The sequence below is a fragment of the Agreia sp. PsM10 genome, assembly GCF_030433855.1.
GTDB lineage: Bacteria > Actinomycetota > Actinomycetes > Actinomycetales > Microbacteriaceae > Agreia.
In genome coordinates this window covers 96,869-119,488 of sequence record NZ_JARUXC010000008.1, presented here as the reverse complement: position 1 = coordinate 119,488, position 22,620 = coordinate 96,869, and the positions used below count along the sequence as shown (strand labels likewise).

The 22,620-nt window shown below is 68.5% G+C and carries 17 protein-coding genes; 12 read left to right on the top strand and 5 right to left on the bottom strand.

What is annotated here, in order from left to right; translation table 11 throughout:
• The first annotated feature begins 61 nt into the window (after positions 1-61).
• On the top strand, positions 62-2,548 hold the full coding sequence (locus QCD70_RS11965) for a phosphoketolase family protein (protein ID WP_441004940.1): 2,487 nt from the start codon (positions 62-64) through the stop codon (positions 2,546-2,548).
• 160 nt (positions 2,549-2,708) lie between these two features.
• On the opposite strand, the gene QCD70_RS11960 is transcribed toward QCD70_RS11965, so the two are convergent.
• The gene (locus QCD70_RS11960) at positions 2,709-3,725 is read right to left on the bottom strand and encodes a LacI family DNA-binding transcriptional regulator (RefSeq protein WP_301216488.1); all 1,017 of its coding nucleotides are present in this window, start codon (positions 3,723-3,725) and stop codon (positions 2,709-2,711) included.
• A gap of 276 nt (positions 3,726-4,001) precedes the next feature.
• On the opposite strand from QCD70_RS11960, the gene QCD70_RS11955 reads away from it, so the two are divergent.
• The 5 genes from QCD70_RS11955 to QCD70_RS11935 all read left to right on the top strand — a co-directional run bounded on the left by QCD70_RS11955 (position 4,002) and on the right by QCD70_RS11935 (position 9,784).
• Complete coding sequence (locus QCD70_RS11955) at positions 4,002-5,090, top strand: ABC transporter substrate-binding protein (RefSeq protein WP_301216486.1); 1,089 nt, start codon at positions 4,002-4,004, stop codon at positions 5,088-5,090.
• 90 nt (positions 5,091-5,180) lie between these two features.
• Positions 5,181-5,975: an ABC transporter ATP-binding protein gene (locus QCD70_RS11950; protein WP_301216484.1), complete on the top strand. Its 795-nt coding sequence runs from the start codon at positions 5,181-5,183 to the stop codon at positions 5,973-5,975.
• A gap of 2 nt (positions 5,976-5,977) precedes the next feature.
• Positions 5,978-7,657, top strand: a complete 1,680-nt coding sequence (locus tag QCD70_RS11945) for an ABC transporter permease (RefSeq protein ID WP_301216482.1) — start codon at positions 5,978-5,980, stop codon at positions 7,655-7,657.
• A 32-nt stretch (positions 7,658-7,689) separates the two neighbouring features.
• On the top strand, positions 7,690-8,388 hold the full coding sequence (gene deoD / locus QCD70_RS11940; RefSeq protein WP_301216480.1) for a purine-nucleoside phosphorylase: 699 nt from the start codon (positions 7,690-7,692) through the stop codon (positions 8,386-8,388).
• Positions 8,389-8,419: 31 nt separating this feature from the next.
• On the top strand, positions 8,420-9,784 hold the full coding sequence (locus tag QCD70_RS11935; protein ID WP_301216478.1) for an amidohydrolase: 1,365 nt from the start codon (positions 8,420-8,422) through the stop codon (positions 9,782-9,784).
• Positions 9,785-9,874: 90 nt separating this feature from the next.
• Here QCD70_RS11935 and QCD70_RS11930 read toward each other — a convergent pair whose 3' ends face one another.
• Genes QCD70_RS11930 through QCD70_RS11920 form a run of 3 tightly spaced genes read right to left on the bottom strand, consistent with a single transcriptional unit; the run spans position 9,875 to position 12,803 of the window.
• Positions 9,875-10,609, bottom strand: a complete 735-nt coding sequence (locus QCD70_RS11930; RefSeq protein ID WP_301216476.1) for a creatininase family protein — start codon at positions 10,607-10,609, stop codon at positions 9,875-9,877.
• Positions 10,606-12,051: an amidohydrolase gene (locus QCD70_RS11925; RefSeq protein ID WP_301216474.1), complete on the bottom strand. Its 1,446-nt coding sequence runs from the start codon at positions 12,049-12,051 to the stop codon at positions 10,606-10,608. The genes QCD70_RS11930 and QCD70_RS11925 overlap by 4 nt, the downstream gene beginning before the upstream one ends.
• Positions 12,048-12,803 carry a glutamine amidotransferase gene (locus QCD70_RS11920; protein ID WP_301216472.1) on the bottom strand — a complete coding sequence of 252 codons (756 nt, stop codon included), beginning with the start codon at positions 12,801-12,803 and terminating at the stop codon, positions 12,048-12,050. The genes QCD70_RS11925 and QCD70_RS11920 overlap by 4 nt, the downstream gene beginning before the upstream one ends.
• A gap of 125 nt (positions 12,804-12,928) precedes the next feature.
• On the opposite strand from QCD70_RS11920, the gene QCD70_RS11915 reads away from it, so the two are divergent.
• From QCD70_RS11915 to QCD70_RS11890, 6 genes are all read left to right on the top strand, one after another.
• Positions 12,929-13,975: a BMP family lipoprotein gene (locus QCD70_RS11915; RefSeq protein WP_082479573.1), complete on the top strand. Its 1,047-nt coding sequence runs from the start codon at positions 12,929-12,931 to the stop codon at positions 13,973-13,975.
• 34 nt (positions 13,976-14,009) lie between these two features.
• The gene (locus tag QCD70_RS11910; RefSeq protein ID WP_301216469.1) at positions 14,010-15,542 is read left to right on the top strand and encodes an ABC transporter ATP-binding protein; all 1,533 of its coding nucleotides are present in this window, start codon (positions 14,010-14,012) and stop codon (positions 15,540-15,542) included.
• Entirely contained in the window at positions 15,539-16,636 is a 1,098-nt protein-coding gene (locus QCD70_RS11905; RefSeq protein ID WP_301216467.1) for an ABC transporter permease, read from the top strand. Before QCD70_RS11910 ends, QCD70_RS11905 begins: the two co-directional genes overlap by 4 nt.
• The gene (locus tag QCD70_RS11900) at positions 16,633-17,943 is read left to right on the top strand and encodes an ABC transporter permease (RefSeq protein ID WP_301216465.1); all 1,311 of its coding nucleotides are present in this window, start codon (positions 16,633-16,635) and stop codon (positions 17,941-17,943) included. Before QCD70_RS11905 ends, QCD70_RS11900 begins: the two co-directional genes overlap by 4 nt.
• A gap of 45 nt (positions 17,944-17,988) precedes the next feature.
• Positions 17,989-19,197: a metal-dependent hydrolase family protein gene (locus tag QCD70_RS11895; RefSeq protein ID WP_301216463.1), complete on the top strand. Its 1,209-nt coding sequence runs from the start codon at positions 17,989-17,991 to the stop codon at positions 19,195-19,197.
• Positions 19,198-19,281: 84 nt separating this feature from the next.
• A complete protein-coding gene (locus QCD70_RS11890; protein ID WP_301216461.1) occupies positions 19,282-20,505 on the top strand; it encodes a hypothetical protein in 1,224 nt (407 codons plus the stop codon).
• Between the two features lie 230 nt (positions 20,506-20,735).
• On the opposite strand, the gene QCD70_RS11885 is transcribed toward QCD70_RS11890, so the two are convergent.
• On the bottom strand, positions 20,736-22,301 hold the full coding sequence (locus tag QCD70_RS11885) for an HNH endonuclease signature motif containing protein (RefSeq protein ID WP_301216459.1): 1,566 nt from the start codon (positions 22,299-22,301) through the stop codon (positions 20,736-20,738).
• Positions 22,302-22,620 lie beyond the last annotated feature (319 nt).

Genomic DNA, 22,620 nt, shown 5'->3' with positions numbered 1-22,620 from the left:
CTACCCCGTGCAGTGCCTAAGGAGACGTTCCATGACCGGTTCCGCATCCACCATCGACGCCATGCAGTCGCCCGTCATTCCGCGTGACGCGCACAACCCCTGGTATCAGCGGCCGGCCGAGCCGCTCGAGGGCGAGGCGCTGCTTCAGGTCGATGCCTGGTGGCGGGCCGCCAACTACCTCTCCGTGGGACAGATCTACCTGCTCGACAACCCGCTGCTCGAACGTCCGCTCAGCCGCGACGACGTGAAGCCGCGCCTGCTCGGCCACTGGGGAACCACCCCCGGTCTGAACTTCGTCTACGCCCATCTCAACCGCATGATCCGGCACCGTTCGCTGCCGACGCTCTATATCGCGGGCCCCGGCCACGGCGGCCCCGGCATGGTGGCCAATGCCTGGCTCGACGGCACCTACTCCGAGATCTACTCGAAGATCGACCAGTCGGTCGACGGGATGCGCGGGCTGTTCCGACAGTTCAGCTTCCCCGGCGGAATCCCGAGCCACGCGGCGCCCGAGACCCCCGGGTCGATCAACGAGGGCGGCGAGCTGGGCTACTCCCTCTCGCACGCCTACGGAGCCGCGTTCGACAACCCGAACCTCCTCGTGGCCGCGGTGATCGGCGACGGCGAGGCCGAGACCGGCCCGCTCGCCACGGCGTGGCACTCCAACAAGTTCATCGACCCGCTGCAGGACGGCGTCGTGCTGCCGATCCTGCACCTCAACGGCTACAAGATCGCCAATCCCACCGTGCTGGCGCGCATCCCCGAAGAAGACCTGCTCGCGCTGATGCGCGGCTACGGACACAACCCGCACATCGTGTCGGGCGGCTTCGACGGCGAGGATCCGCTGCTCGTTCACGCCCGCATGGCGGAGACGCTCGACACCGTGCTCAACGAGATCGCCGCCATCAAGCAGGACGCGGCCGATGGCACCCTCGAGGGAACTCCCCGCTGGCCCATGATCATCCTGCGCACGCCCAAGGGCTGGACCTGCCCCGCCGAGATCGACGGCCTGCCCGTGGAGAACACGTGGCGCGCGCACCAGGTTCCGCTGGCGAGCGCCCGCGACACCGAGGCGCACACCCGCCTGCTCGAGTCGTGGATGAAGAAGTACAAGCCGGAGGAGCTCTTCGATTCATCCGGCGCACCGACCCCGTTCGTCACCGGTCTCGCGCCCGAGGGCTACCTGCGCATGAGCGCGACGCCGTATTCGAACGGCGGGCTGCTGCGACGCGAGCTCCGGATGCCGGACTTCCGCGAGTACGGGGTCGACGTCACGGCGCCCGGTCACGAGACGGCCGAGGCCACGAAGGTGCTCGGCGGCTGGCTCGCCGACGTCATTCGCATGAACCCCGACAACTTCCGCATCTTCGGGCCCGACGAGACGGCATCCAACCGCCTGCAGGAGGTGTACGAGGCGACCGACAAGCAGTGGAACGCCGAGATCCTGCCGGTCGACCTGAACCTGGCCCGCGCCGGTCGCGTCATGGAGATGCTGTCGGAGCACCAGTGCCAGGGCTGGCTCGAGGGCTACCTGCTCACCGGCCGACACGGACTGTTCAACTGCTACGAGGCGTTCATCCACATCGTCGACTCGATGTTCAACCAGCACGCCAAGTGGCTGCAGGTCGCGCGATCGATTCCGTGGCGTCGCTCCGTGTCGAGCCTCAACTACCTGCTCTCGAGCCACGTCTGGAGGCAGGACCACAACGGCTTCAGCCACCAGGACCCGGGCTTCATCGACCACGTCGTGAACAAGAAGGCCGACGTCGTTCGGGTGTACCTGCCCGTCGACGCGAACACCCTTCTGTCGACCTACGACCACTGCCTGCGCAGCGTCGACTACATCAACGTGGTCGTCGCCGGCAAGCAGCCGGGGCCGCAGTGGCTCAGCATGCCGGAGGCGGTGGCGCACTGCACTCGCGGCCTGGGGATCTGGGACTGGGCCGGCACGGAGCGGCCGAGCGACGAGCCCGACATCGTGCTCGCGTGCGCCGGCGATATTCCGACCATCGAGACGCTCGCGGCCGCATCCCTTCTGCGCAAGCACCTGCCCGAGCTGCGCGTGCGCGTCGTGAACGTGATCGACCTGATGCGCCTGCAGGACGAGACCGAGCATCCTCACGGCCTGTCGAACCGCGACTTCGACACCATCTTCACGACCGACAAGCCCATCGTGTTCGCTTACCACGGCTACCCGTGGCTCATCCATCGCCTGACCTACCGCCGGGCGGCGAACGCGAACCTGCACGTGCGCGGCTTCATCGAGAACGGCACGACCACCACGCCGTTCGACATGCTCATGCTGAACAACCTCGACCGGTACCACCTGGTGATCGACGTGATCGACAGGGTGCCCGGGCTGGGGTCGAAGGCCGCCGCGCTGCGGCAGGACATGCAGGATGCCCGCATGCGCGCCCGGCAGTACACGCGCGAGCACGGCGAGGACATTCCCGAGGTGGCCCAGTGGCTGTGGTCGGGAGACGACGGCGTGGGCTTCGACCGGCAGAACATGCAGGCCGTCGACGAGACCGGCGGAGATAACGCGTAGGGCGCGCCCGTTCCCTCAGCCTGTCGCTCCCTGAGCCCGTCGAAGGGCAGGCTGCCGTTCCCTGAGCCTGTCGAAGGGCAGCGCGGGTGTTCGCGCCGACCGCGGTGGTCGAGCCGGCGCGGTGGCCGGAAACACCCGCGCTCGATGCGGGCGACGGGCCCTACTGCGGCGCGGGGCCTGTCGAGCCGCGCAGAATGAGCTCTGTCGGCAGCGACTCCGATTCGACGGCGTCGAAGCCGCCCGCGTGGAGCCCGGCGATGAGCAGGTGCGCCGAGCGTCGGCCGATCTCGGCCATGTCCTGTCGTACCGTGGTGAGCCCCGGGGTGACGATCGCGGCCATGTCGACGTCGTCGAACCCGACCACGGAGACGTCTTCGGGAACGCGCAGGCCGGCCTCGCGGAGCCTGGTCATGGCGCCGATCGCCATGTAGTCGTTGCAGCCGAAGAGCGCGGTGAACCTCACCTCGTGGGCGAGCAGGTCGGAGACGAGGTCGTAGCCCGACTTCAGCTCGAAGTCGCCGTGCAGAGTCAGCGCATTCGGGAACGACTCCTTGATGGCCTTGGTGCGCTCGATCGTCGAGTGCAGGCCCGCGAACCCGGCGATGATGACGGCCCGGGTGTGCCCGAGGTCGCGCAGGTGCCGGCCGAGCACCTGCGCCCCCACGAAGTTGCTCGAGGTGACCGACGGAACGTCGGGCAGGGCGTCGACCCTCTCGTCGGCGAAGACGATGGGCGAGCTGCCCGACACCCGCACGAGTTCGTCGCTCGCCGAGATCTCCCTGCTCGCGGTGTAGATCAGCCCTTCGATCGACCGGGTGCGCAGCAGGTTGAAGTAGCGCTTCTCCCGGCGCGGGTCGGAGTTCGACGTGCTGCAGATGATGAGTCCGTAGTCGAGTTCGTCGGCCACCTCCTCGACGCCGCGCGCGATGCGACCGAAGTACCAGTGCGAGATGTCGGGCACGGCCAGGCCGATCATTCCGCTGCGCCCGGACTTGAGGCGCTGGGCGCCGGAGTCGGGAACGTACTCGAACTCGGCGATCAGCTTCTGGATGCGCTCGGCCGTCGCGGGGTTCACGGGTCGCTTTCCCGAGAGGGTGTGCGACACGGTGGTGACACTCACGCCGGCGGCGGCAGCGATCTGCTGCATGGTCCACGGCTTCGATGGGGTGTCGGTCACGAACTCACAGTAACCGAGAGAACCGCGCACTCACGACCCTGTGTCGCATTTTGCAAAACGAGTTGCGACCGAAAACTCGACCGCATAAGAGAGGTACGACCCGAGCGGGCGAGCGCCTTTCTTTTACAGTCCAGAAACAGGAAGAAATCGGGCTGAAACACACTGCCCGTAGCGTCGGACAGAGAAGTCGCAAAACGATTTGCAGCCCGACCCGCACCACAGTCCTGTGCGCCTGCCGCATGCCCGCCAGAGCCTCCCACCCGCTTAGGAGAATCAATGCACTCCCGTTCCCCCTTCACCCTCAGCACCTCCCGCCCCTCCCCCGCCCGACGCCCCACGAGGCTGCTCGCCGGCGCCGCCCTGGGCCTGTCGGCCGTGCTGGCGCTCGCCGGCTGCAGCAGCAGTGCCAGTTCCGAGACCCCGTCCTCCGACAGTCCGGTCGCCCTCACCCTGCAGACCTCGTGGATCCCGCTCGTGCAGTTCGGCGGCAGCTACGTCGCCGACTCCGAGGGGTACTACGCCAAAAACGGCGTCGACGTCGACATCCTGCCCGGCGGCCCCGACGTCGACTCGATGGCCGCGGTTGTCTCGGGCCAGGCCGACATCGGAATGGGCAACGCCGACACCGTCGCCCGTGCCAACGAGCAGGGCGCCGACCTCGTGATCATCGCCGCAGGATTCCAGAAGAACCCCCTCGCGATCCTCTCGAGCCCCGACAAGCCGATCGCCACCCCGGCCGACATGGAGGGGATGAAGATCGGCGTTCCCAGCGGCGACGAGGCGGCGCAGGACGCGCTGCTCGAGGTCAATGACGTCGACGCCTCGAAGGTCACGTCGGTGCCGGTCGGCTTCGACGTCGCCCCGCTGGTCAGCGGCGAGGTCGACGGCCTCTGGGTCTTCTACAGCGAGCAGCCCATCGCCTACGAGGAGTCGACCGGAAAAGAGGGAGTCACCTTCCTCACCGCCGACTTCGGGCTCGATGTCTACGCGCAGGTCTACGCCGTCACGAAGGAGTCCCTCGAGGACCCGGCCAAGAAGGCGGCCATCGAGGGCTTCCTCAAGGGAGAGATCGAGGGATGGCAGAGCTATGTCGCCGATCCCACCGAGGCCGTCGACCTCACGGTCAACGACTACGCGAAAGACGGAGGCCTCACGGTCGAGGAGCAGACCAAGCAGGCCGAGCGCCAGATGGATCTGCTCGTGACCGACGAGACCGACGAGCACGGCCTGTTCTGGATGTCCGACGAGGGCATCGAGAAGAACGTCGACACGCTCACGACCCTCGGCATCACCGGAGTCGACTCGTCGCTCTTCGACAACTCCCTGCTCGACGACATCTACGGCGGCAAGTCCAGCCTGCAGTAGAACCGACCGCCGCGGGTGGGGGCGCACCCGACGCCCCCCACCCGCGGCATCCACTCGCACCACCCGCACTCGACGACAAGGACACCCGACGTGGACGGCACCGGCTTCACCCTCAGCAACCTGACGAAGGTCTACTCGTCGAAGAAGAGCGATGTTCTCGCACTCGACGACATCTCCCTCGCCGTGCCCCAGGGGTCGTTCACCGCGCTCCTCGGCCCGTCGGGCTGCGGCAAGTCCACGATCCTCCGCATCCTGGCCGACCTCGAGTCGTACTCGGCGGGCGAGGTGACGATCCACGGCGAGAGCCCCTCGTCGATCCGCACCGCCCATCGGCTGGGCCTCGCCCTGCAGGACCCGTCGCTGCTGCCGTGGCGCAGCGTTCGAGACAACATCCGCCTGCCCGGCCAGGTCATGGGCGTCGGCATTCCGAAGAGCCGCATCGACGAGTTGATCACGCTCGTCGGGCTCGACGGCTTCGCGGATGCGCGACCGTCGCAATTGTCGGGCGGCATGCGCCAGCGGGTCGCGATCGCGCGGGCGATCGTCGCAGAACCCGAGATCCTGCTTCTCGACGAGCCGTTCGGCGCCCTCGACGAGATCACCCGCCAGCGCATGAACGAGGAGCTGCAGAAGCTCTGGAGTGCCACGAGCGCGACCGCCCTTCTCGTGACCCACTCGATCTCGGAGGCGGCCTTTTTGGCCGACCGCGTGATCGTCATGTCGCCCCGGCCGGGGCGGATCGTGGGCGACATCACCATCGACTTCGAGCGGCCCCGACGCCGCGAACTGCTCTCGACCCCCGAGTTCCACGCGGCCTGCGACGAGCTGAGTTCGCTGCTGCACGCGGGCGCCGATGAGGAGTCCCTGCAGGCGGTCGAGGCGTGAGCGTGTCGACCTCGACACCGGCCTCGACCTCGCCGGCCGCCTCACGGTACACGCCGGCGCAGCAGGAGGCGATCGTCGCCGAACGCGCGCGTTCCCAGCGCGCCGGCCGCCGCTCCGCCCTGTCGGGGTGGGTGACCACCGCGCTCGTGAGCGTCGCTCTCGTCGTCCTGTGGGAGATCCTGGCCGACGTCGCGCTCACGCAACTGGGCGTGCTCGCGTCGCCGAGCGCGATCATCCAGAGCCTGGTCACCGAGCCGCAGCTGTATTTCGGAGCCTTCACCAGCACGGCGTGGATCGCGGTGCGCGGGTGGTTCTGGGGGAACCTGGCGGCCATCGTCGTGGCGATCCTCTTCGTGCAGCTTCCGGCCCTCGAGTCGTTGTTCCTGCGGCTGGCGCTCACCCTGTTCTGCCTGCCGCTCGTCGCGGTCAACCCGCTGCTGCAGCTGACCTTCGACCCCGACACCGCCAAGGTCGTACTCGCGGGCCTGTCGGTGTTCTTCACCACTCTGGTCGGCACGATGCTGGGGCTGCGCTCCGCCGACGGCGGCCCGCTCACGATGGTCACGGCGTGGGGCGGGCGGGCGCTCAGCTCGCTGCGCTTCGTGCGGCTGCCGTCGGGCACCCCGTCGATTCTCACCGGGCTGCAGATCGGCGCCGCCGCGGCCGTGCTCGGCGCGATCTTCGGCGAGTTCATCGGGGCGAAGGCCGGTCTGGGCGTGCTGCTCATCAACGGCCTGATGTCGCTCGACCTGGCCCGCGTGTGGTCGGTCGCCGTGATCGCGACCCTGATGGCCGCCGTGCCCTACGGTCTCTTCGGCCTCCTGCGACGCTGGCTCACTCCGTGGTCGGCAACGATCTCGAACGCCCAGCAGGCGGCGCCGGCGCTGCGCGGATCCCTCGGAACCCGTGCCGTGCGCGCCGCGGCCTGGACGGTCGGATCGATCCTCGTGATCCTCGCCGCGTGGTGGGCCTACCTCATCGTGTTCGACATGTCGCCGTTCGTGGGCAAGTCGCCGATCGACGTGTTCACCTACCTGTTCACCGCCGAAGAGGCGAGCGAGAACCGCGCCGTGATGCTCGACGCGCTGGGCGTGACCCTCGTCCACGCCGGAGTCGGCTACATCGCCGGACTCGTGATCGGAATCGCGGCCGCGGTGTCGTTCGTTCTGTTCCCCGTCGTGGAACGGGTGCTCACGCCCCTGGCCGTCGCCCTGCGCTCGGTTCCCATCATCGTGCTCACGCCGGTGCTGATTCTCGCCCTCGGTCGCGGGCTCGGAGGTGTCGTCGCCATCACCGCGATCGTCACCTTCTTCCCGACTCTGGCGAACACGCAGGGCGGGCTGAAACGAGTTCCGTCCGACGCGTTCACGCTGCTGCGCAGCTACGACTCCTCAGTCTGGAGCACGCTGTGGCGCCTGCAGCTGCCCTACACGCTGCCCGCCATCTTCGCCTCAGCGCGCATCGCGGCTCCCACGGCGGTGCTGGCCGCGACCCTCGCCGAGTGGCTCGCGACCGGCGACGGCCTCGGCCACGAGATCGTGAGCTCGCGGGCGCACTCCGACTACACCGGGCTCTGGGCGGCGGCCGCGATCCTCACCGCCGTCTCCCTCATCTTCTACAGCCTGGTCAGCGCCGCCGAGCGCGCCGTGCTGTCGCGCTACGCACCCTCGCAGCTCGGCTGACCCCGCCCGCCCCAGAAGAAAGACGACACATCATGGCCACTCCCCACATCGGCGCCGACGCCGGAGCCTTCGCCCCCGACGTTCTGATGCCCGGCGATCCCCGCAGGGCCAAGCTCATCGCCGAGACCTTCTTCGACGATCCGCAGCTCGTCACCGAGGTGCGCGGCATCCTCGGCTACACGGGAACCTTCAACGGCAAGCCGATCTCGGTCCTCGCCTCGGGCATGGGAATGCCCTCGATGGCGATCTACGCGACCGAGCTGGCCCGCTTCTACGACGTGACCCGCATCATCCGGGTCGGAACCATCGGCGGCATCGCGCCCTACCTCGAGCTCGGCGACGTGGTCGCCGCCTCGGCCGCCCACACGAACTCGAACATGACGACCGAGTGGGTTCCCGGGGTCACCCTCAGCCACGCGCCCTCGTTCCCGCTGCTGCGCAAGGCCGTCGAGCATGGCGAGGCGACGGGCAAGACCATCCACGTGGGCCCGCTGTTCACCACCGACAGCTTCTACAACCCCGACACGACACTCGTCGACAAGCTGCTGGCCTACGGCACGATCGGCATCGACATGGAGGCGGCCGGGCTCTACGCGGTCGCCCTCAAGGAGAAGTTCGAGGCCCTGATGGTGGGCACGATCAGCGACCTGCCCGGCTCGGAGATGACGGCCGCCGAGCGCGAGGCCACCTTCGCCGACATGGTGTCGTTCGCCCTCGCGGCGCTGCAGTAGCCCCCGCCCCGCGCACCGAAGGAGCATGATCATGACCGATCCGCAGCCCGCCCCCGCCGACCTCGTCATCACGAACGCGGTCGTGCTCGTTCACACCGACGCCGGCGAGGTCGATTTCGCCGAGAACCAGACCATCGTCGTGCGCGGCGGGCTCATCGAATCGATCTCCGCATCCCGGCCGCCCTCGGAACGACCCATTCCCGCGCTCGAGACGATCGACGCATCCGGAATGCTCGCCATGCCCGGCTTCATCAACTGCCACACACACTCGCCGATGGTGATGTTCCGCGGCGCCGCCGAAGACGTTCCCGAGGACACGTGGTTCAACGACTTCATCTGGCCGATGGAGGTGAACCTCACCGATGACGACGTCGAGCTGGCGACCAGGCTGGCGGCCGCCGAGATGATCCGCAGCGGCGTCACGACGTTCGCCGACCACTACTTCAACATGGATGCGATCGCCCGGGTCACCGACGAAAGCGGGCTGCGCGGGGTGCTCGGCTCCACCTACTTCTCCTCCGACGGCGAGGCCGGGCTGGAGCGATCGTTGCAGTTCGCGGTCGAGAACCGCGGAGCCGCCGACGGCCGCATCACCACCGCGCTCGCACCGCACGCGCCCTACACGGTGACCGACGACGACCTCGCGAAGACCGCCGAGGCGGCCCGCGACAACGACCTCCTCGTGCACATCCACGCCTCGGAGGCGCGCTACCAGATGAAGCACAGCCGCGAGCGCTTCGGCCACACCCCCATCGAGACCCTGCGCCGCGCGGGGCTGCTCGACGGAAAGCTGCTCATCGCGCACGGCATCGGCATCGTGGCGGAGGATTTGCCGCTGTTCCTCGCCGCGACGGGGAGCATCGGCATCGGCAGCGCGCCCAAGGGATACCTGAAGCACGGGCCGGACACCACACCGGTGCGCCTGCTCGAATCGGCGGGCATCCCCGTGGGCCTCGCCACCGACGGGGCCGCCTCGAACAACACCCTCGACGTGTGGGAGAGCATGACGTTCATGGCGCTGACCCAGAAGGCGCTCGAACGGGACCAGACCTACCTGACCTCACGCCAGGTGCTGGGACACGCCACGATCAAGAGCGCCCGGGCCGTGCAGCTCGGAGACAGCATCGGACGCCTCGCCCCCGGGTACCAGGCCGACCTCGTGCTCGTCGACCTGTCGGAGCCGCGCAACCAGCCGATCCACGACTACGCCAACATGCTCGTCTACAGCGCGCGCTCGAACGACATCGACACCACGATCGCCGCCGGCCGGGTGCTCATGCGCGGCAAGAAGGTGCTCACCATCGATATCCCCGCCGTGGTCGCCGAACTCCAGCCGCGCCTGGCCCGCCTGACCGACAGAAGCCACGGCAGGAGCATCCAGAACTACGACGCCTAGGCTAGCGGCGCCTGTTACCCGGCGCGACGGACGTTCCCCGGCGACCGGAAACATCCGTCGTTCTCGGCAACAGGCGCAGGCATGTAAGAGCTACGGGAGGTTGGCGAGGAAGGTTTTCAGCGCTGCGAGGGAGGCCTCCACCGTGCGGGCGAGGATGTACTCCCCCTTGGCGGCCGTGGCGCTCGACGGGTCGCCGAACACTCCGCTCGGAGAGAAGGGGTGCAGCTGCATCGGCACGGTTCCAAACTCCGGCGGAAACACCGGATACTCGGCGACGTAGCGCTCGGGATGCACGCTCGACGGATCGATCGCGAGCATGATCGAGGTCTCGACCTCCTCGGCGTGGTTCAGCCCGGGAGCAGCGGGCCGCGACTCGCGCACCTCGTCGATGGCGGCATCCATGCCCGGGTAGTCGAGCACGATCGCCGGGATCACACCCTCGTCGACGAGCTCCTTCACGGCGCGGGCGAGCGGCTCGCGATTGCCCCAGTCGCCGTTCACGATCACGAGCGCGCGCACGCCCGAGAGAACGAGCGAGGCTCCGATGTCCTTGGCGATCGCGGTCACGGTGCCCGGCGACAACGAGACGGTTCCGGGGTAGCCCGCGTTGTTCCAGGTCTCTCCGTAGTGCACCGGCGGCAGCAGCACCGCGTCGAGCAGGGTCGCCAGCCGCCGGGCGACCTCCTGGGCGGTCGCGGTGTCGGTCGACAGCGGCAGTTGCGGCCCGTGCTGCTCGAGCGCGCCGAACGGCAGGATGGCGACGCCCGACGTGGCGGCGACGTGCGCGGCCACCTCCGGCCAGGTCGAGCGAGCCGCCTCGATCACGGCGCGTAGTCCTGGATGGAACGGCCGTGCGACGTGTCCTTCAGCGCGGGCACCCGCTGCTGCAGCTCTTCGGCCACGCCCACCACGTCGATCGTGGTGAGCCGCCCGCCCGACACGACGACGCGCCCGTCGACGAGCACCGTGCGCACGTCGGAGGACTTGACGCTGAGCACGAGCGCCGCCGCCAGGTCGTGCATCGGCTGCATGTGCGGAACGAGCGTGTCGATCAGCACGATGTCGGCGATGTACCCGGGCAGAAGCGCACCCAGCGAATCGCCGAGCCCGAACGCATCCGCACTCTGCCGGGTCGCGAGGTCGAGGGCGTGCTGCGAAGTCAGCCACGTGGCGTCGCTGTGCACGTCCTTCTGCACCATCGAGAGGAACCGCACGCTCTCGAGCACGTCGAGGGTGTTGTGCGATGCAGGGCCGTCGGTGCCGACACCCACGGTGATGCCGGCGTCGTGCAGCATCTTCACGGGGGTTCCGCCCGACTGGGCGTGCTTGAGGTAGACCTTGCTGCACGAGGCGACCGCGACCCGGTCGGCCCAGGGCGTGAGCCAGCGCAGGTCGTCTTCGATGATGCCCGCGCCGTGAGCGATGATGGTCCCGGTCTCGAGGATGCCGGTGTCGTGCAGCACCTGGATGGGCGTGACCCCGAGCCGGTCGAGGCTCGAGCGCGTCTGCGACGGACTCTCCGACGCGTGGATGTGCGTGCGCACTCCGAGCCGACGCGAGTGCTCGGCGGTCTTCTCGAGGTCGGCGTCGTTCACCGTGTAGGTCGCGTGCGGGCCCATCGCGGTGGTGATGCGCCCGTCGGCGGCTCCGTTCCATCGCTCGGCGAATGCGGCCGAGCGCTCGATCCCCTCCTCGCCCTGCGACGAGAAGAACGTGGATGCGAGAAGCGCCCGCGCGCCACTCGAGGCCACGACCTCCGCGATGCGGTCGGTCGAGAAGTAGTGGTCGGCGAAGCTCGTGACACCGGCCAGCAGCATCTCGCCCACGGCGAGCTGCGCCCCGAGGGTCACATCGCGCTCCGTGAGATTGACCTCCATCGGCCAGATGTGGGCGTTGAACCACTCGCTGGTGGGCACGTCTTCGGCCGAGCCTCTGAACATCGTCATCGGCGAGTGCGTGTGCGAGTTCATGAGCCCGGGAATGGCCACGTGGCCGCGGCCGTCGATGAGCGTCGACGCCGTGTCGCGCTCGGCCTGCGTCACGTCGACAGTGGGCTTCACCCACGCGATCGTGTTGCCCCGGATGCCGATGGCATGGTCGTCGAGGAACGTCGCCGTTCCGCGCGACACGATATCGGTGCGCGGCAGCTCGGTGTAGTTCGGGGCGGGCCGGGTCGTGCGGCTGAGAACCGTCGCGCCGGTGACGATCGTGTGCACCGTCTGCGCGGATGCCCGCCCGGTGTCCTGGGTCGCCTGCTCGTTCGTCATTCGATCTCCTCCCCCGCGAGCCACCGTATCGTGCGGTCGAAGAGCGGGGCATAGCCCGCCCAGCTCAGGAACGCGGGCGGCGCCCAGTGCGGCGCGAGGTCGGAGGTGAACGCGGCGCTGCGGCCCGCCCCGTATCCGCCGACGGCCAGCAGTGGATGCCCGGCGCAGCTCGCGAGCGTCGCCGCGCCCGGCCGGGTGGTCACCTCGTTCAGGCCGAGCAGCTCGGGCCACTGCTCGTCGAGACCGTGGGTGATGGGATGCCCGTAGCCGAGCTGCGGTGCGGCGCCGGCCGGCAGCTCCACCCTGTCGTCGCGATCGAGGATCTCGACGGGAAGAGCCTCGGCGAGCGGCGTGCGCCCCCACCGCGCTTTCGCGTCGATGCCGGAGAAGGTGAGGTAGCCGCCGACCATGAGGAGGCCGCCGCCGAGCTGCACGAACTCGCGCAGCGACTCCGTTCGGTCGGGCTGGGTCTCCGACCGGGTGAACGTGGCCGGGGGGAGCTGGAACGTGTTGGCTCCGACGTCGGAGATCACGACGACGTCGGCGATCGCCGCGATGCCCTCGGCGTCGGCGGGCACGCGCGTGGAGATCTCGTGCGCCGGAATGTGGGTGACCTCGTGACCGGCGGAGCGCAGGGCGGCCACGAACTCCTGCCCGCCCAGAGTGAACTCCGAGGTGTGAAAGGAGTCGAAGCCCTTCTGGTGAACCGAATAGACGAACCAGGATTCTCCGAGGAGCAGGACGCGAGACATGGCAGCACTGTATACCAATCGTTTTGCACGCCCGGAGTATTTCTTATACTCGAAACATTCGGGAAACACTGCAAAGCGTTTTGCGGCGTACCGTCGCCCTATCGAACCGTCCGAAGGAGACCCTCTTGTCACGCATCCACAGCTCTCGCCTCTTCGCGGTCGGCGGCCTCGTGCTCGCCGCCTCGCTCGCGCTCACGGCCTGCTCCGGCAAGACGGCCACCACGGGCGCCAGCACCGATCCCGACCTTCCCAAGGTCGCGATGCTCTACGGAACGACGGGTGACTTCTCGTTCATGGACAGCGCGTACAAGGGTTTCACCGACGCGCAGGACAGCCTCGACTTCACCCCCATCGACCTCTCCAGCCCCAACACCGACGACTACCAGGACCGCCTCGACCTCGCCATCTCCGAGGGAGCCGGCCTCGCCATCGGCATCGGGTTCCAGTACGCGACCCCCATGGAGCAGACGACCGACCACCCCGACACGCAGTTCGTCGCCGTCGACATCGACAAGGGCACGGTCATCCCCGACACCACCACCATCTCGTTCGCCGCAGAGCAGTCCTCCTACCTCGTCGGCATGGCCGCGGCACTCGCGTCGAAGACCGGCCACGTGGGATTCATCGGCGGCGTCGACCAGCCGAGCATCCAGAACTTCTTCGTCGGCTTCGAGGCCGGCGCGACCTCGGTCGACCCGAACATCACGGTCGACTCCACCTACCTGGCTCCTCTCGGTGACTTCACCGGATTCTCCGACCCGACCAAGGGCAAGGAGGCCGCGGCATCGATGTACTCCAGCGGAGCCGACGTCATCTACGCCGCAGCCGGCGGATCGGGCCAGGGAGTCTACGAGCAGGCGGCCGCATCCAGCACCGACGCCCAGAAGAACTGGGCCATCGGGGTCGACGGCGACGTCTACGAGCAGGTCGACGACTCGATCAAGCCGTACATCCTGACCTCGGCCATCAAGAACGTGAACGTGGCCGTCGAGGACTCGATCAAGGCATTCCTCGATGGAACCCTCGAAGAGGGCGAGCAGGACTTCGATCTGTCGAACGACGGCGTCGGCTACTCGACCTCGGGCGGCTTCGTCGACCAGTACAGCGAGCAGCTCGAGAAGGCCAAGGCGGACATCATCGCCGGAACGATCACGGTGACGTCGGCGCTCTAGCCGAGAAGGACGTTCTAGCCGAGAAGGATTGGCCATGCAGAAGCAGGAAGAGCTGGTGCGCCTCACGGGCATCGTCAAGAGGTTCGGCACCTTCACCGCCAACGATCGCATCGACCTGTCCGTGAAAGCGGGCACGGTGCACGCGATCGTGGGAGAGAACGGTGCGGGCAAGTCGACCCTCATGAAGATCCTCGCCGGCGAGGAGCACCCCGATGAGGGCACGATCACGATCGCGGGCGAGCCGCGCACGTTCTCGTCGCCCCGCGACGCCCAGCGCGCCGGCATCGGCATCGTGCACCAGCACTTCCTGCTCGCCGACGCGCTCCGCGTGTGGGAGAACGTGGTTCTCGCCGACGAGCCCGGTTCCGCCCTGCGGCTCGACAGCCGTGCGGCCCGCCGGAGCGTCGCGGAACTCGCCGCGACGAACGGCTTCCCGGTCGACGTGAATGCCGTCGTGCGCGAGCTCGGCGTGGGAGGCCGGCAGCGCGTGGAGATCCTCAAGGTGCTCTACCGCGGCGCCCGCATCATCATCCTCGACGAGCCCACGGCGGTGCTCGTGCCGAGCGAGGCGCAGTCGCTGTTCGCGGCGATGCGCGCGTTCACCGCCGCGGGCGCCGCTGTGATCTTCATCTCGCACAAGCTCGACGAGGTGCTCGACTTCGCCGACGAGATCACCGTGATCCGAGCGGGCGAGGTGGTGGGGCACCGCATCGCGTCGGAGACCAGCGCCGCCGAACTCGCCTCGCTGATGGTCAAGGTGGCGATGCCGTCGGTGAGCCCCCGCTCCCTGCCGCCCGGCGACGACGTCGTGCTCTCCGCCGACAACCTCAGCGTCGGTCTCGACGGCGAGGTCGCCGCGCTCGACGACGTGTCGTTCGCCGTGCACAGCGGCGAGATCGTCGGGATCGCCGGCGTCGAGGGCAACGGACAGTCCGAACTGCTGCTCGCTCTTCTCGGCCGCACCGCCAGCACCGGCACCGTGTCGCTGGGCGGACACGACATCAGTGCTCTGACCACCGAGCAGCGCCGCGCCCGCGGCATGGCCTACATTCCCGAGGACAGGCACAAAGACGGTCTCGTGCTGTCGATGGCCCTGCGCGAGAACGCCGCCCTCGGCTACCACTCGAGGGCGCCGATCAAGCGCGGCCCGTGGTTCAGCCGTTCCGGCGCCGCCGCGGCCGCCGCCTCGATCATCGAGAAGTTCGACGTGCGCGGCGGCTCCGTCGCGAGCCTCGCCTCGTCGCTCTCGGGCGGCAACCAGCAGAAGTTCATCGTGGGGCGCGAACTCGGCTCATCCCCCGATGTGCTCATCGCCGCCCACCCCACGCGCGGCGTCGACATCGGCGCCCAGTCGGCCGTCTGGACCGAACTCACCGCCGCACGCGACCGCGGTCTCGGCACGGTGCTCATCTCGGCCGACCTCGACGAACTGCTCTCGCTCTCCGACCGGCTGCTGGTGTTCTACCGCGGTCGCATCGTCGCCGAACTGCACCCGGCAGATGTGGATGCGCAGGAGCTCGGCGAATACATGACCGGCGTCAGGCGCCAACCAGAGGCGGCGGCATGACCCGGCGCATCCTGCTCACGATCGCCGGCCCCGTCGTATCGGTGCTGCTCGCGCTGCTCGTGACCACGCTCTTCCTCACCTTCGGCGGATACTCGGCCGCCAGCGCCTACGAGGTCATGTGGAACTACGGCATCGAGCCGGCTTCGCTCGTGTCGGCGCTGAACAACGCGGTGCCGCTCTACCTCGCCGGCATCGCGGCGGCCTTCGCCCTGCGCATGGGCCTGTTCAACATCGGCGTCGACGGCCAGTACCGGGTCGCCGCGCTGGCGGGCGCGGTCGTCGCCGCCAATCTGCCCCTGCCGCTCTACCTGCGACTGCCCATCACCCTGCTGGTGTGCTGCCTGGTCGGCGCGCTGTGGGCTCTGGTTCCGGCGCTTCTCCGGGTCTACCGCGGGGTCAGCGAGGTCATCACCTCGATCCTCATGAACGCCATCGCGACCACGGTCGTCGCGATCCTGCTCGCCAACGTCTTCCGCTCGGGCGGAGGGCAGAACACCGGCACGGCCATCATCGGCGCCGACGGGGCGATGCCCGCGCTCGTCGACCTGGGCATCGGCAACCGCACATCGATCTCGGGTTTCCTCGTTCTGGCCATCGTGGTCGGCATCGTCTTCTATCTGATCCAGTACCGCACGACGTTCGGGTTCACCCTGCAGGTGGCGGCGAAGTCTCCCGAGGCGGCCGAATCGGCCGGCATCAAGGTGAACCGGCGGATCATCTGGGCGATGCTCGGATCCGGCGCGATCGCAGGACTGGTGGGCCTGCCGCATGTGCTCGGCGTGGCGTTCCGCTTCGACGGCACGCTTCCCACCGACCTCATGTTCACCGGCCTCGCCGCGGCCCTGCTCGGCCGATCGCATCCGATCGGAGTCGCCGTGGGCGCCTTCGTGCTCGCGTTCGTCGAGCGCAGCTCGCAGGTGCTCGGCCTCGTTCAGCTGCCCACCGAGGTCGGCTCCGTGTTCATGGCCGTGATCCTTCTCTCGAGCGCCATCGGCTACTGGTTCACCGACAAGGCCGATCGCCGACTCGCGCTGTGGAACGCGATCCGCGGCCGACGCAGGGCGGGCGCACAGACCGTGGAGGCATCCTCATGACCGACAGCAGTGGGGCCGCCGCCGGCCTGACCGTCGACGGCGCGACGAAGACCGTCGCCGCCGCTCCGCGCTCGCTCGCGCCCAGCCGGCGCACCCTCCGCGCCGCCCTGCGCTGGAGCCTTCTCGGTTTCGCGCTGATCGTCGTGGCGCAGTACGTGGCCGACGCCCCCGGAATCTCGGCGTCATCCACCTGGGGCTCGGCCCTGCGCCTCACCGTGCCCATCGCGGTCGTCGCTATCGGCGGCCTGTACTCCGAGCGCGCGGGCATCATCAACGTCGGCCTCGAGGGCATGATGATCGGCGGCACCTGGATGGCCGGCATCTTCGGCTGGTTCTGGGGGCCATGGGCCGCGCTCGGCGGAGGAATCGTGGGCGGTCTCGTCTTCGGTCTGCTGATGGCCGTGCTCTGCATCGAGATGGGACTCAACCAGCTCATCGTCGGCGTCTCGATCAACGTGGTCGCCGCGGCGCTCGCCCGTTTCATGTCGGACATCGTCTTCAACGGGGTCGACGGAGGCACGATCTCGCGGTCACCGCGCATCGACGGCTCGTTGCCGAACATCGGCATCCCCTTCCTCTCGGGAGGATTCGGCACCCTGGACGCGACCCGTGCCATGGAGGCATCGGGCATCCCGGTGATCACCCAGCTGGGCGGAATCGTGGGCGGGCTCACGCGTGACGTCTCTCTCGCGGCGATCATCGGACTGCTCCTCATTCCCGCGACGGCATACATCCTGTGGCGCACCCCGTTCGGGCTGCGCTGGCGGGCCGCCGGCGAGCAGCCCGCAGCACTGCAGGCCCTCGGCGGCAGCGTGCACCGCACGCGCTGGGTGGCGGTGCTCGTGGGCAGCGGTCTCGCCGGATTCGCGGGCGGCTATCTGGCCCTCATCTCGCAGGCCTATGTCGAGAATCAGACAGCGGGCAGAGGATTCATCGGTCTCGCGACGCTCATCTTCGGCAACTGGATGCCGTCGGGCGTCTTCCTGGGGTCGAGCCTGTTCGGCTTCAGCGACGCCGTCGGGCTCGGCAGGCCGGAGACGTTCAAGGCCCTGCTCTTCATTCTGGCGATCGTCTTCGTGGCGATCGGTCTCAGCCGGATGTTCGCGGGCAAGCGCCGCGGCGGGCTCGCCCCGCTGCTGCTCGGCATCGCCCTCGTGCTGGTGTTCGTGTTCGTGCCGCTGCCCAGCGAGCTGCCGACCGCCGCGCCCTACCTCGTGACCCTGGCCGTGCTCGTGGTCGCCGGAACCACGATGCGACCGCCGGCCGCGCTCGGTCATCTCTTCCCCCGCAAGAACTCGCGCAGCTAGACTCGCCCGTCTTCCAGAACCGCCCGCACCACAAGAGAGAGCACCATGAACCAGCACCTTCCCGCCGTGGCCCTCTGGGACGGCACCGCCGATGCGGGCATCCGATCCCTGAGCTGGTCTCGATCGGGCGCCGACGCCGTCTTCGACGAACCCGCCGCGGCCACCGATGGGGAGACCCCCGAGTTCAGCGTGATCCCCGGGCTCATCGACACGCATGTGCACATCGTCGGCTATGCCGGGCCGGGCACCGCAGACTTCCTCACCTGGCCGCTGATGACCCGGGTCGAGGAGCAGACGCTGCACGGCCTGTCGAACGCCCTCACGGCGATGCGCGGCGGGGTGACGACGATCCGCGATCTGTCGGCCGACGACATCCAGTTCTCGATGCGCCGCGCAATCGACACGGGCGTCGTGACCGGCCCGCGCATGCAGGCCCACGGCATGGTGAGCATGACCGCCGGTCACGGCGACCTGTTCATTCCGCCCGCGTTCACGCAGCGCAAGCCGCTGGCCGACGGCCCCGACCAGTGCCGGCAGCTCGTGCGGCACTTCGCGCGGGCCGGCGCCGACGGGGTGAAGATCGCCACGAGCGGCGGTGTTCTCTCGGTGGGCGACAAGAGTTCGTGGCGCAACTACACGCGGGCGGAGATCGCCGTGATCGTCGACGAGGCCCACGCGCTCGGTATGCGCGTCGCGGCCCACGCGCACACCGCCGACGGCATCGAGGTCGCCATCGACGAGGGCGTCGACTCGATCGAGCACGGCACCCTGCTGACCGAGGCGCAGGCATCCCGGATCGCCGCCGCGGGCATCACCGTGGCACCCACCCTGCTCATCAACGACCGCATCGCCGCCGGCGAGAACGGCGTCTCGTCCGAGCAGGCCGACAAGGCCGCGCAGCTGGTCGAGAAGCGGGACGCCGGAATGCGGGCGGCCGCCGACCTCGGGGTCGACTTCGTGCTGGGCACGGATGCGAACGGTCACCACGTGAAGTTCGGCGATCAGATGGCGGAGGTGCGGCTGATGGCGCGCGTCTTCGGGTGGACTCCTGAGCGGGCGCTGCAGGCGGCCACGTCGCGGGCGAGTCGCGCGTTGAGGCTCGAGCAGAAGCTCGGACGTATCGCCGCCGGCCAGCTCGCCGACTTCGTCGTGATGCGCGGTCGGCCCTGGCAGAGTCTGTCGGATCTCGACACCGCCAACATCGTGGCCGTGGTCTCGAAGGGCGAGGTCGTCTCCGGAGAGCTGCCGCGCTGACGCGTCGATCACGAGCCTCTCGCGCGATCCCGGGCCCTCGGAAGAGGGTGTTGCGCCGCACGGGCCGTCTGCCACACTCGGAACATGCCAGACTCACAGCCTCCTGCTTTCCCCGGCGTCCCCGAGGATCCGAAGACTCCCGCGTCGCCTGAGGCTGCTGCACCGCCAGAGGCATCTGCATTGCCAGAGGCCTCGGCAGGCGCGTCTGAACCGCAGTTCTCGTCTACTCCTCCCCCGCCAGCACCTCCCGTTCCGCCGAGTTCGCCGGCACCACCGGCACCGCCGGCACCGCCGGCACCGCCGGCACCGCCGGCACCGCCCTCTTACAGCAGCGCCCCGACCACTCCGCCCGCATACGGCGGCACTCCTCCGGTCAGCGACTACGGAACTCCGCCCCCTCAGTCGCAGAACTACCCGCCGACAAGCCAGTACCCGTCTGGACAGTACCCATCCGGACAGTACGCGTCGGCCCAGTACCCGGCCGCGCCCTACGCACCGGGAACGATCAGCCCGAAGAAGGGGCCGGGCGGCCTCGCTCTCACGGCGGTGATCATCGGAAGCGTCGCGCTCCTCGGGTCGTTCATTCCGTTCATCAACTACATCACCGGGTTCTTCGCGTTCGTCGGTCTGGTGCTCGGTGTCATCGCGATCTTCCTCAAGGGGCGCAAGAAGACGCTCGCCATCGTGGGCAGCGCTGTGTCGCTGCTCGCGCTGATCCTCTCGATCGTTCTGTCGATCGCGTACACCAACCTGTTCTTCGACACCGTCGATGAGGCCATTGCGAGCAGCTCCCCGTCTGCGACCTCGGAGCCCATCGAACCGGGCGACGACACGTCGACGGGCGAGCAGGGTGCACCCGTGGCCGGGGATGTCGGATCGCGCGAGAACCCGGCTCCCCTCGGTTCGAGCATCGAGCTCTCGCAGCTGGGCGAGCCGACCTGGCAGGTCACGGTGAACGCCCCCACTCTGAACGCCGATGCAGCGGTCGCCGCAGAGAACTCCTTCAGCGACACCGCGCCCGCCGGAACTTCGTTCGCCTTGCTGCCCATCACCACGACGTACGTCGGATCGGAGACCGGCTACCCCGCCTATGTGCAGGTGGGCTTCGAGGCGGCCGATGGCACCATGTACAACCAGTACGACGCCATCGCCATCGCACCCGGCGGTATCGATGCGGTCACGGAGCTCGCTCCCGGCGCATCCGCATCGGGCAACATCGCGGTCGCGATCCCGACCACCGGGGTCGAGCAGGGCCTGTGGGTCGTGTCGAGCCTCGACGGAACGAAGTTCTACTTCGAGGCGCAGTAACACCTCGTTTCTGAGCCTGCCGAAGGGCGTCGCGTCTCGACAGGCGCGGCGAACGGGGTGTCGATGGGGTCGCGTCTCGACAGGCTCGCCGAGCGGGGTGTCGAAGGGCAGTCGTCTCGACCGGCTCGACGAACGCGTATCGAAGGGCACTCGCGTCTCGGCAGGCTCGGCAAACGGGGTGTCGAAGGGCACTCGCGTCTCGACCTGCTCGATGAACGGGGTCGCCGGGTTCACCAGGGTCTGCCTGTTCGTCGCTGTCCGGCGGGCCTTGGTGTTCGGTGCGGGTCTTGCCAGCTGGGTGGTTTGACGTGCGGTCTGCCGTGGATCATGACGAGTTGCCATGCCGAGGTGTGGATGGTGGTGTGGTGGAACGGACACAGCAACACCAAATTATCGATGTCGGTCCGTCCGGGCGGATAGTTCTCACTCACCCACGGGGTCACGTGGTGCGCCTGACACCGTGAGGGTGGTGCGGCACAGCCGGGGATGACGCATCCGCCGTCGCGGGCGGCGAGGGCTCTGCGTTGCCTGCGGGTGGCGAGACGTTTCGTTTTGCCGTGGTGCAGGATCTCGCCGTGCTTGCCGAAGAGGGTGGTGATGGTGCCGCCGTGGCAGCGGAGGTGGTCGACGGTGCTGATGGGGATGGGTTCGGTGCTGCCGTCGATCCACGCGGCTCCGTGCCCGGTTTGGAGGTCGTCGAGGGTGACGTGCACGTTCACGGTCGGTGCCGCCCCGTTCAGCAGCGACGCGGTCGGCGACGTCGCGGCCAGCTCGATGAGGGTCATGACCGCGTCGAGGAGCTTCTGCTCCGCCGTGCGCGCATCGATCACGGTGTGGTCGTCTGAAGTGTCTCCTTGCGGTGCGGGTTCGCGTGGAGAGCGGTCGTCGATCGTCAGGAGGCCATTGGTCTGGTCCCCGGCGATGTCGGTAGCGCCGTGGTCGGGGTCGGCCGCTGCTGAGTCTGCCGGGTTCGGTGCATCGGGGGTGCGTGGGCTGAGGATCGAGTCGACCGCGGCCAGGAACACGCCCAGTTGCAGGGGCGGGAGAGCGTACCGGCCTCTCGCCATGCCGTCGGCGCCGACCTTCGGGTAGCTGAACCCGCGCAGGGACTGTTTCACGGCGTCGCGGGGTTCGGCACCGTCGGGGTCGAGGTGTTCCCGGATGCGGATCGCGAGCCGGCCGATCTCCTCGACCGTGTACCGCCTCGGTGCCCTCGACCATGCATCCCCTTCGCCAACGGCATCGGCATCCGGGTCGGTAATGGTGGCCATCGCTGCGGCGACGAGGTGCCGTTCCGCCTGATCCGTGGCATCCGACCAGCCGGTGCGATTCACCACCTCGGACAGGGTGCGGCAGATCACCGCTGCCGAATCCACGCCGACCCGACCGGCGAAGAACGCCGCCTCGACCTGCGGGAAGAAACTCGGATTCGGCGTTCCCGACAGAGACACCGACGACCGCAACCGCTGGCCCAGGCTGATACGGGTCGCCGCGGTGCGCTCCGAGACGTTCGTGGTCGCAGCAAGGAGCTTTCTCGCCGACCCGAACCCATGACGGTACGCGAGCCCCGCGGTGTCGAGTTCACGGCGGGACTCGTGCGCGACCTCCGCCGCCACCCAGGTACGGGCAGCGTCACTGGCGCGACCGATGGCCTCCCACTGATGGGCCGCTGCGAGCAGGGCATCACCGGAATCTGCAGGAGACCCGGAACCTGAAGCAAGGGCTACGCGGTTCTCGTCGAGGAGCTGCCGGAGACGCGCGGCAATATCGCCGAGGGATGCGTCGAGGAGGTCCATACGAGAAGTCAAACAGTAACCACCGACATCGGGTCAGCAGGAGCATTCGACGCTTGATCAGGTGATATAGCTGTGGATAACGCAGCCTGAATTACCGTTGTGGAGGAGAAGAGGGCGTCGAGCCCTAGGGCCCCTTCGACAGGCTCAGGGAACGGCTCGCTCAGGGAACGGGTGGCCTCGATACGCGCTGCTCGTTCCTCGCGAGCGCTACTCGACCGGCGCACAGGGCAAGGCGGACCGGCAGGCCCTTCGACAGGCTCAGGGAACGGCTGGCTCAGGGCACGGCTGGCCTCGATACGCGCTGCTCGTTCCTCGCGAG

What these genes read in the sequence shown, in the direction of transcription:
- QCD70_RS11965 (WP_441004940.1), top strand. Translation starts at nt 62, where the DNA reads ATGCAGTCGCCCGTCATTCCGCGTGACGCGCACAACCCCTGGTATCAG.
- QCD70_RS11955 (WP_301216486.1), top strand. Translation starts at nt 4,002, where the DNA reads ATGCACTCCCGTTCCCCCTTCACCCTCAGCACCTCCCGCCCCTCCCCC.
- deoD (WP_301216480.1), top strand. Translation starts at nt 7,690, where the DNA reads ATGGCCACTCCCCACATCGGCGCCGACGCCGGAGCCTTCGCCCCCGAC.
- QCD70_RS11935 (WP_301216478.1), top strand. Translation starts at nt 8,420, where the DNA reads ATGACCGATCCGCAGCCCGCCCCCGCCGACCTCGTCATCACGAACGCG.
- QCD70_RS11925 (WP_301216474.1), bottom strand. Translation starts at nt 12,051, where the DNA reads ATGACGAACGAGCAGGCGACCCAGGACACCGGGCGGGCATCCGCGCAG.
- QCD70_RS11920 (WP_301216472.1), bottom strand. Translation starts at nt 12,803, where the DNA reads ATGTCTCGCGTCCTGCTCCTCGGAGAATCCTGGTTCGTCTATTCGGTT.
- QCD70_RS11910 (WP_301216469.1), top strand. Translation starts at nt 14,010, where the DNA reads ATGCAGAAGCAGGAAGAGCTGGTGCGCCTCACGGGCATCGTCAAGAGG.
- QCD70_RS11905 (WP_301216467.1), top strand. Translation starts at nt 15,539, where the DNA reads ATGACCCGGCGCATCCTGCTCACGATCGCCGGCCCCGTCGTATCGGTG.
- QCD70_RS11900 (WP_301216465.1), top strand. Translation starts at nt 16,633, where the DNA reads ATGACCGACAGCAGTGGGGCCGCCGCCGGCCTGACCGTCGACGGCGCG.
- QCD70_RS11895 (WP_301216463.1), top strand. Translation starts at nt 17,989, where the DNA reads ATGAACCAGCACCTTCCCGCCGTGGCCCTCTGGGACGGCACCGCCGAT.
- QCD70_RS11890 (WP_301216461.1), top strand. Translation starts at nt 19,282, where the DNA reads ATGCCAGACTCACAGCCTCCTGCTTTCCCCGGCGTCCCCGAGGATCCG.
- QCD70_RS11885 (WP_301216459.1), bottom strand. Translation starts at nt 22,301, where the DNA reads ATGGACCTCCTCGACGCATCCCTCGGCGATATTGCCGCGCGTCTCCGG.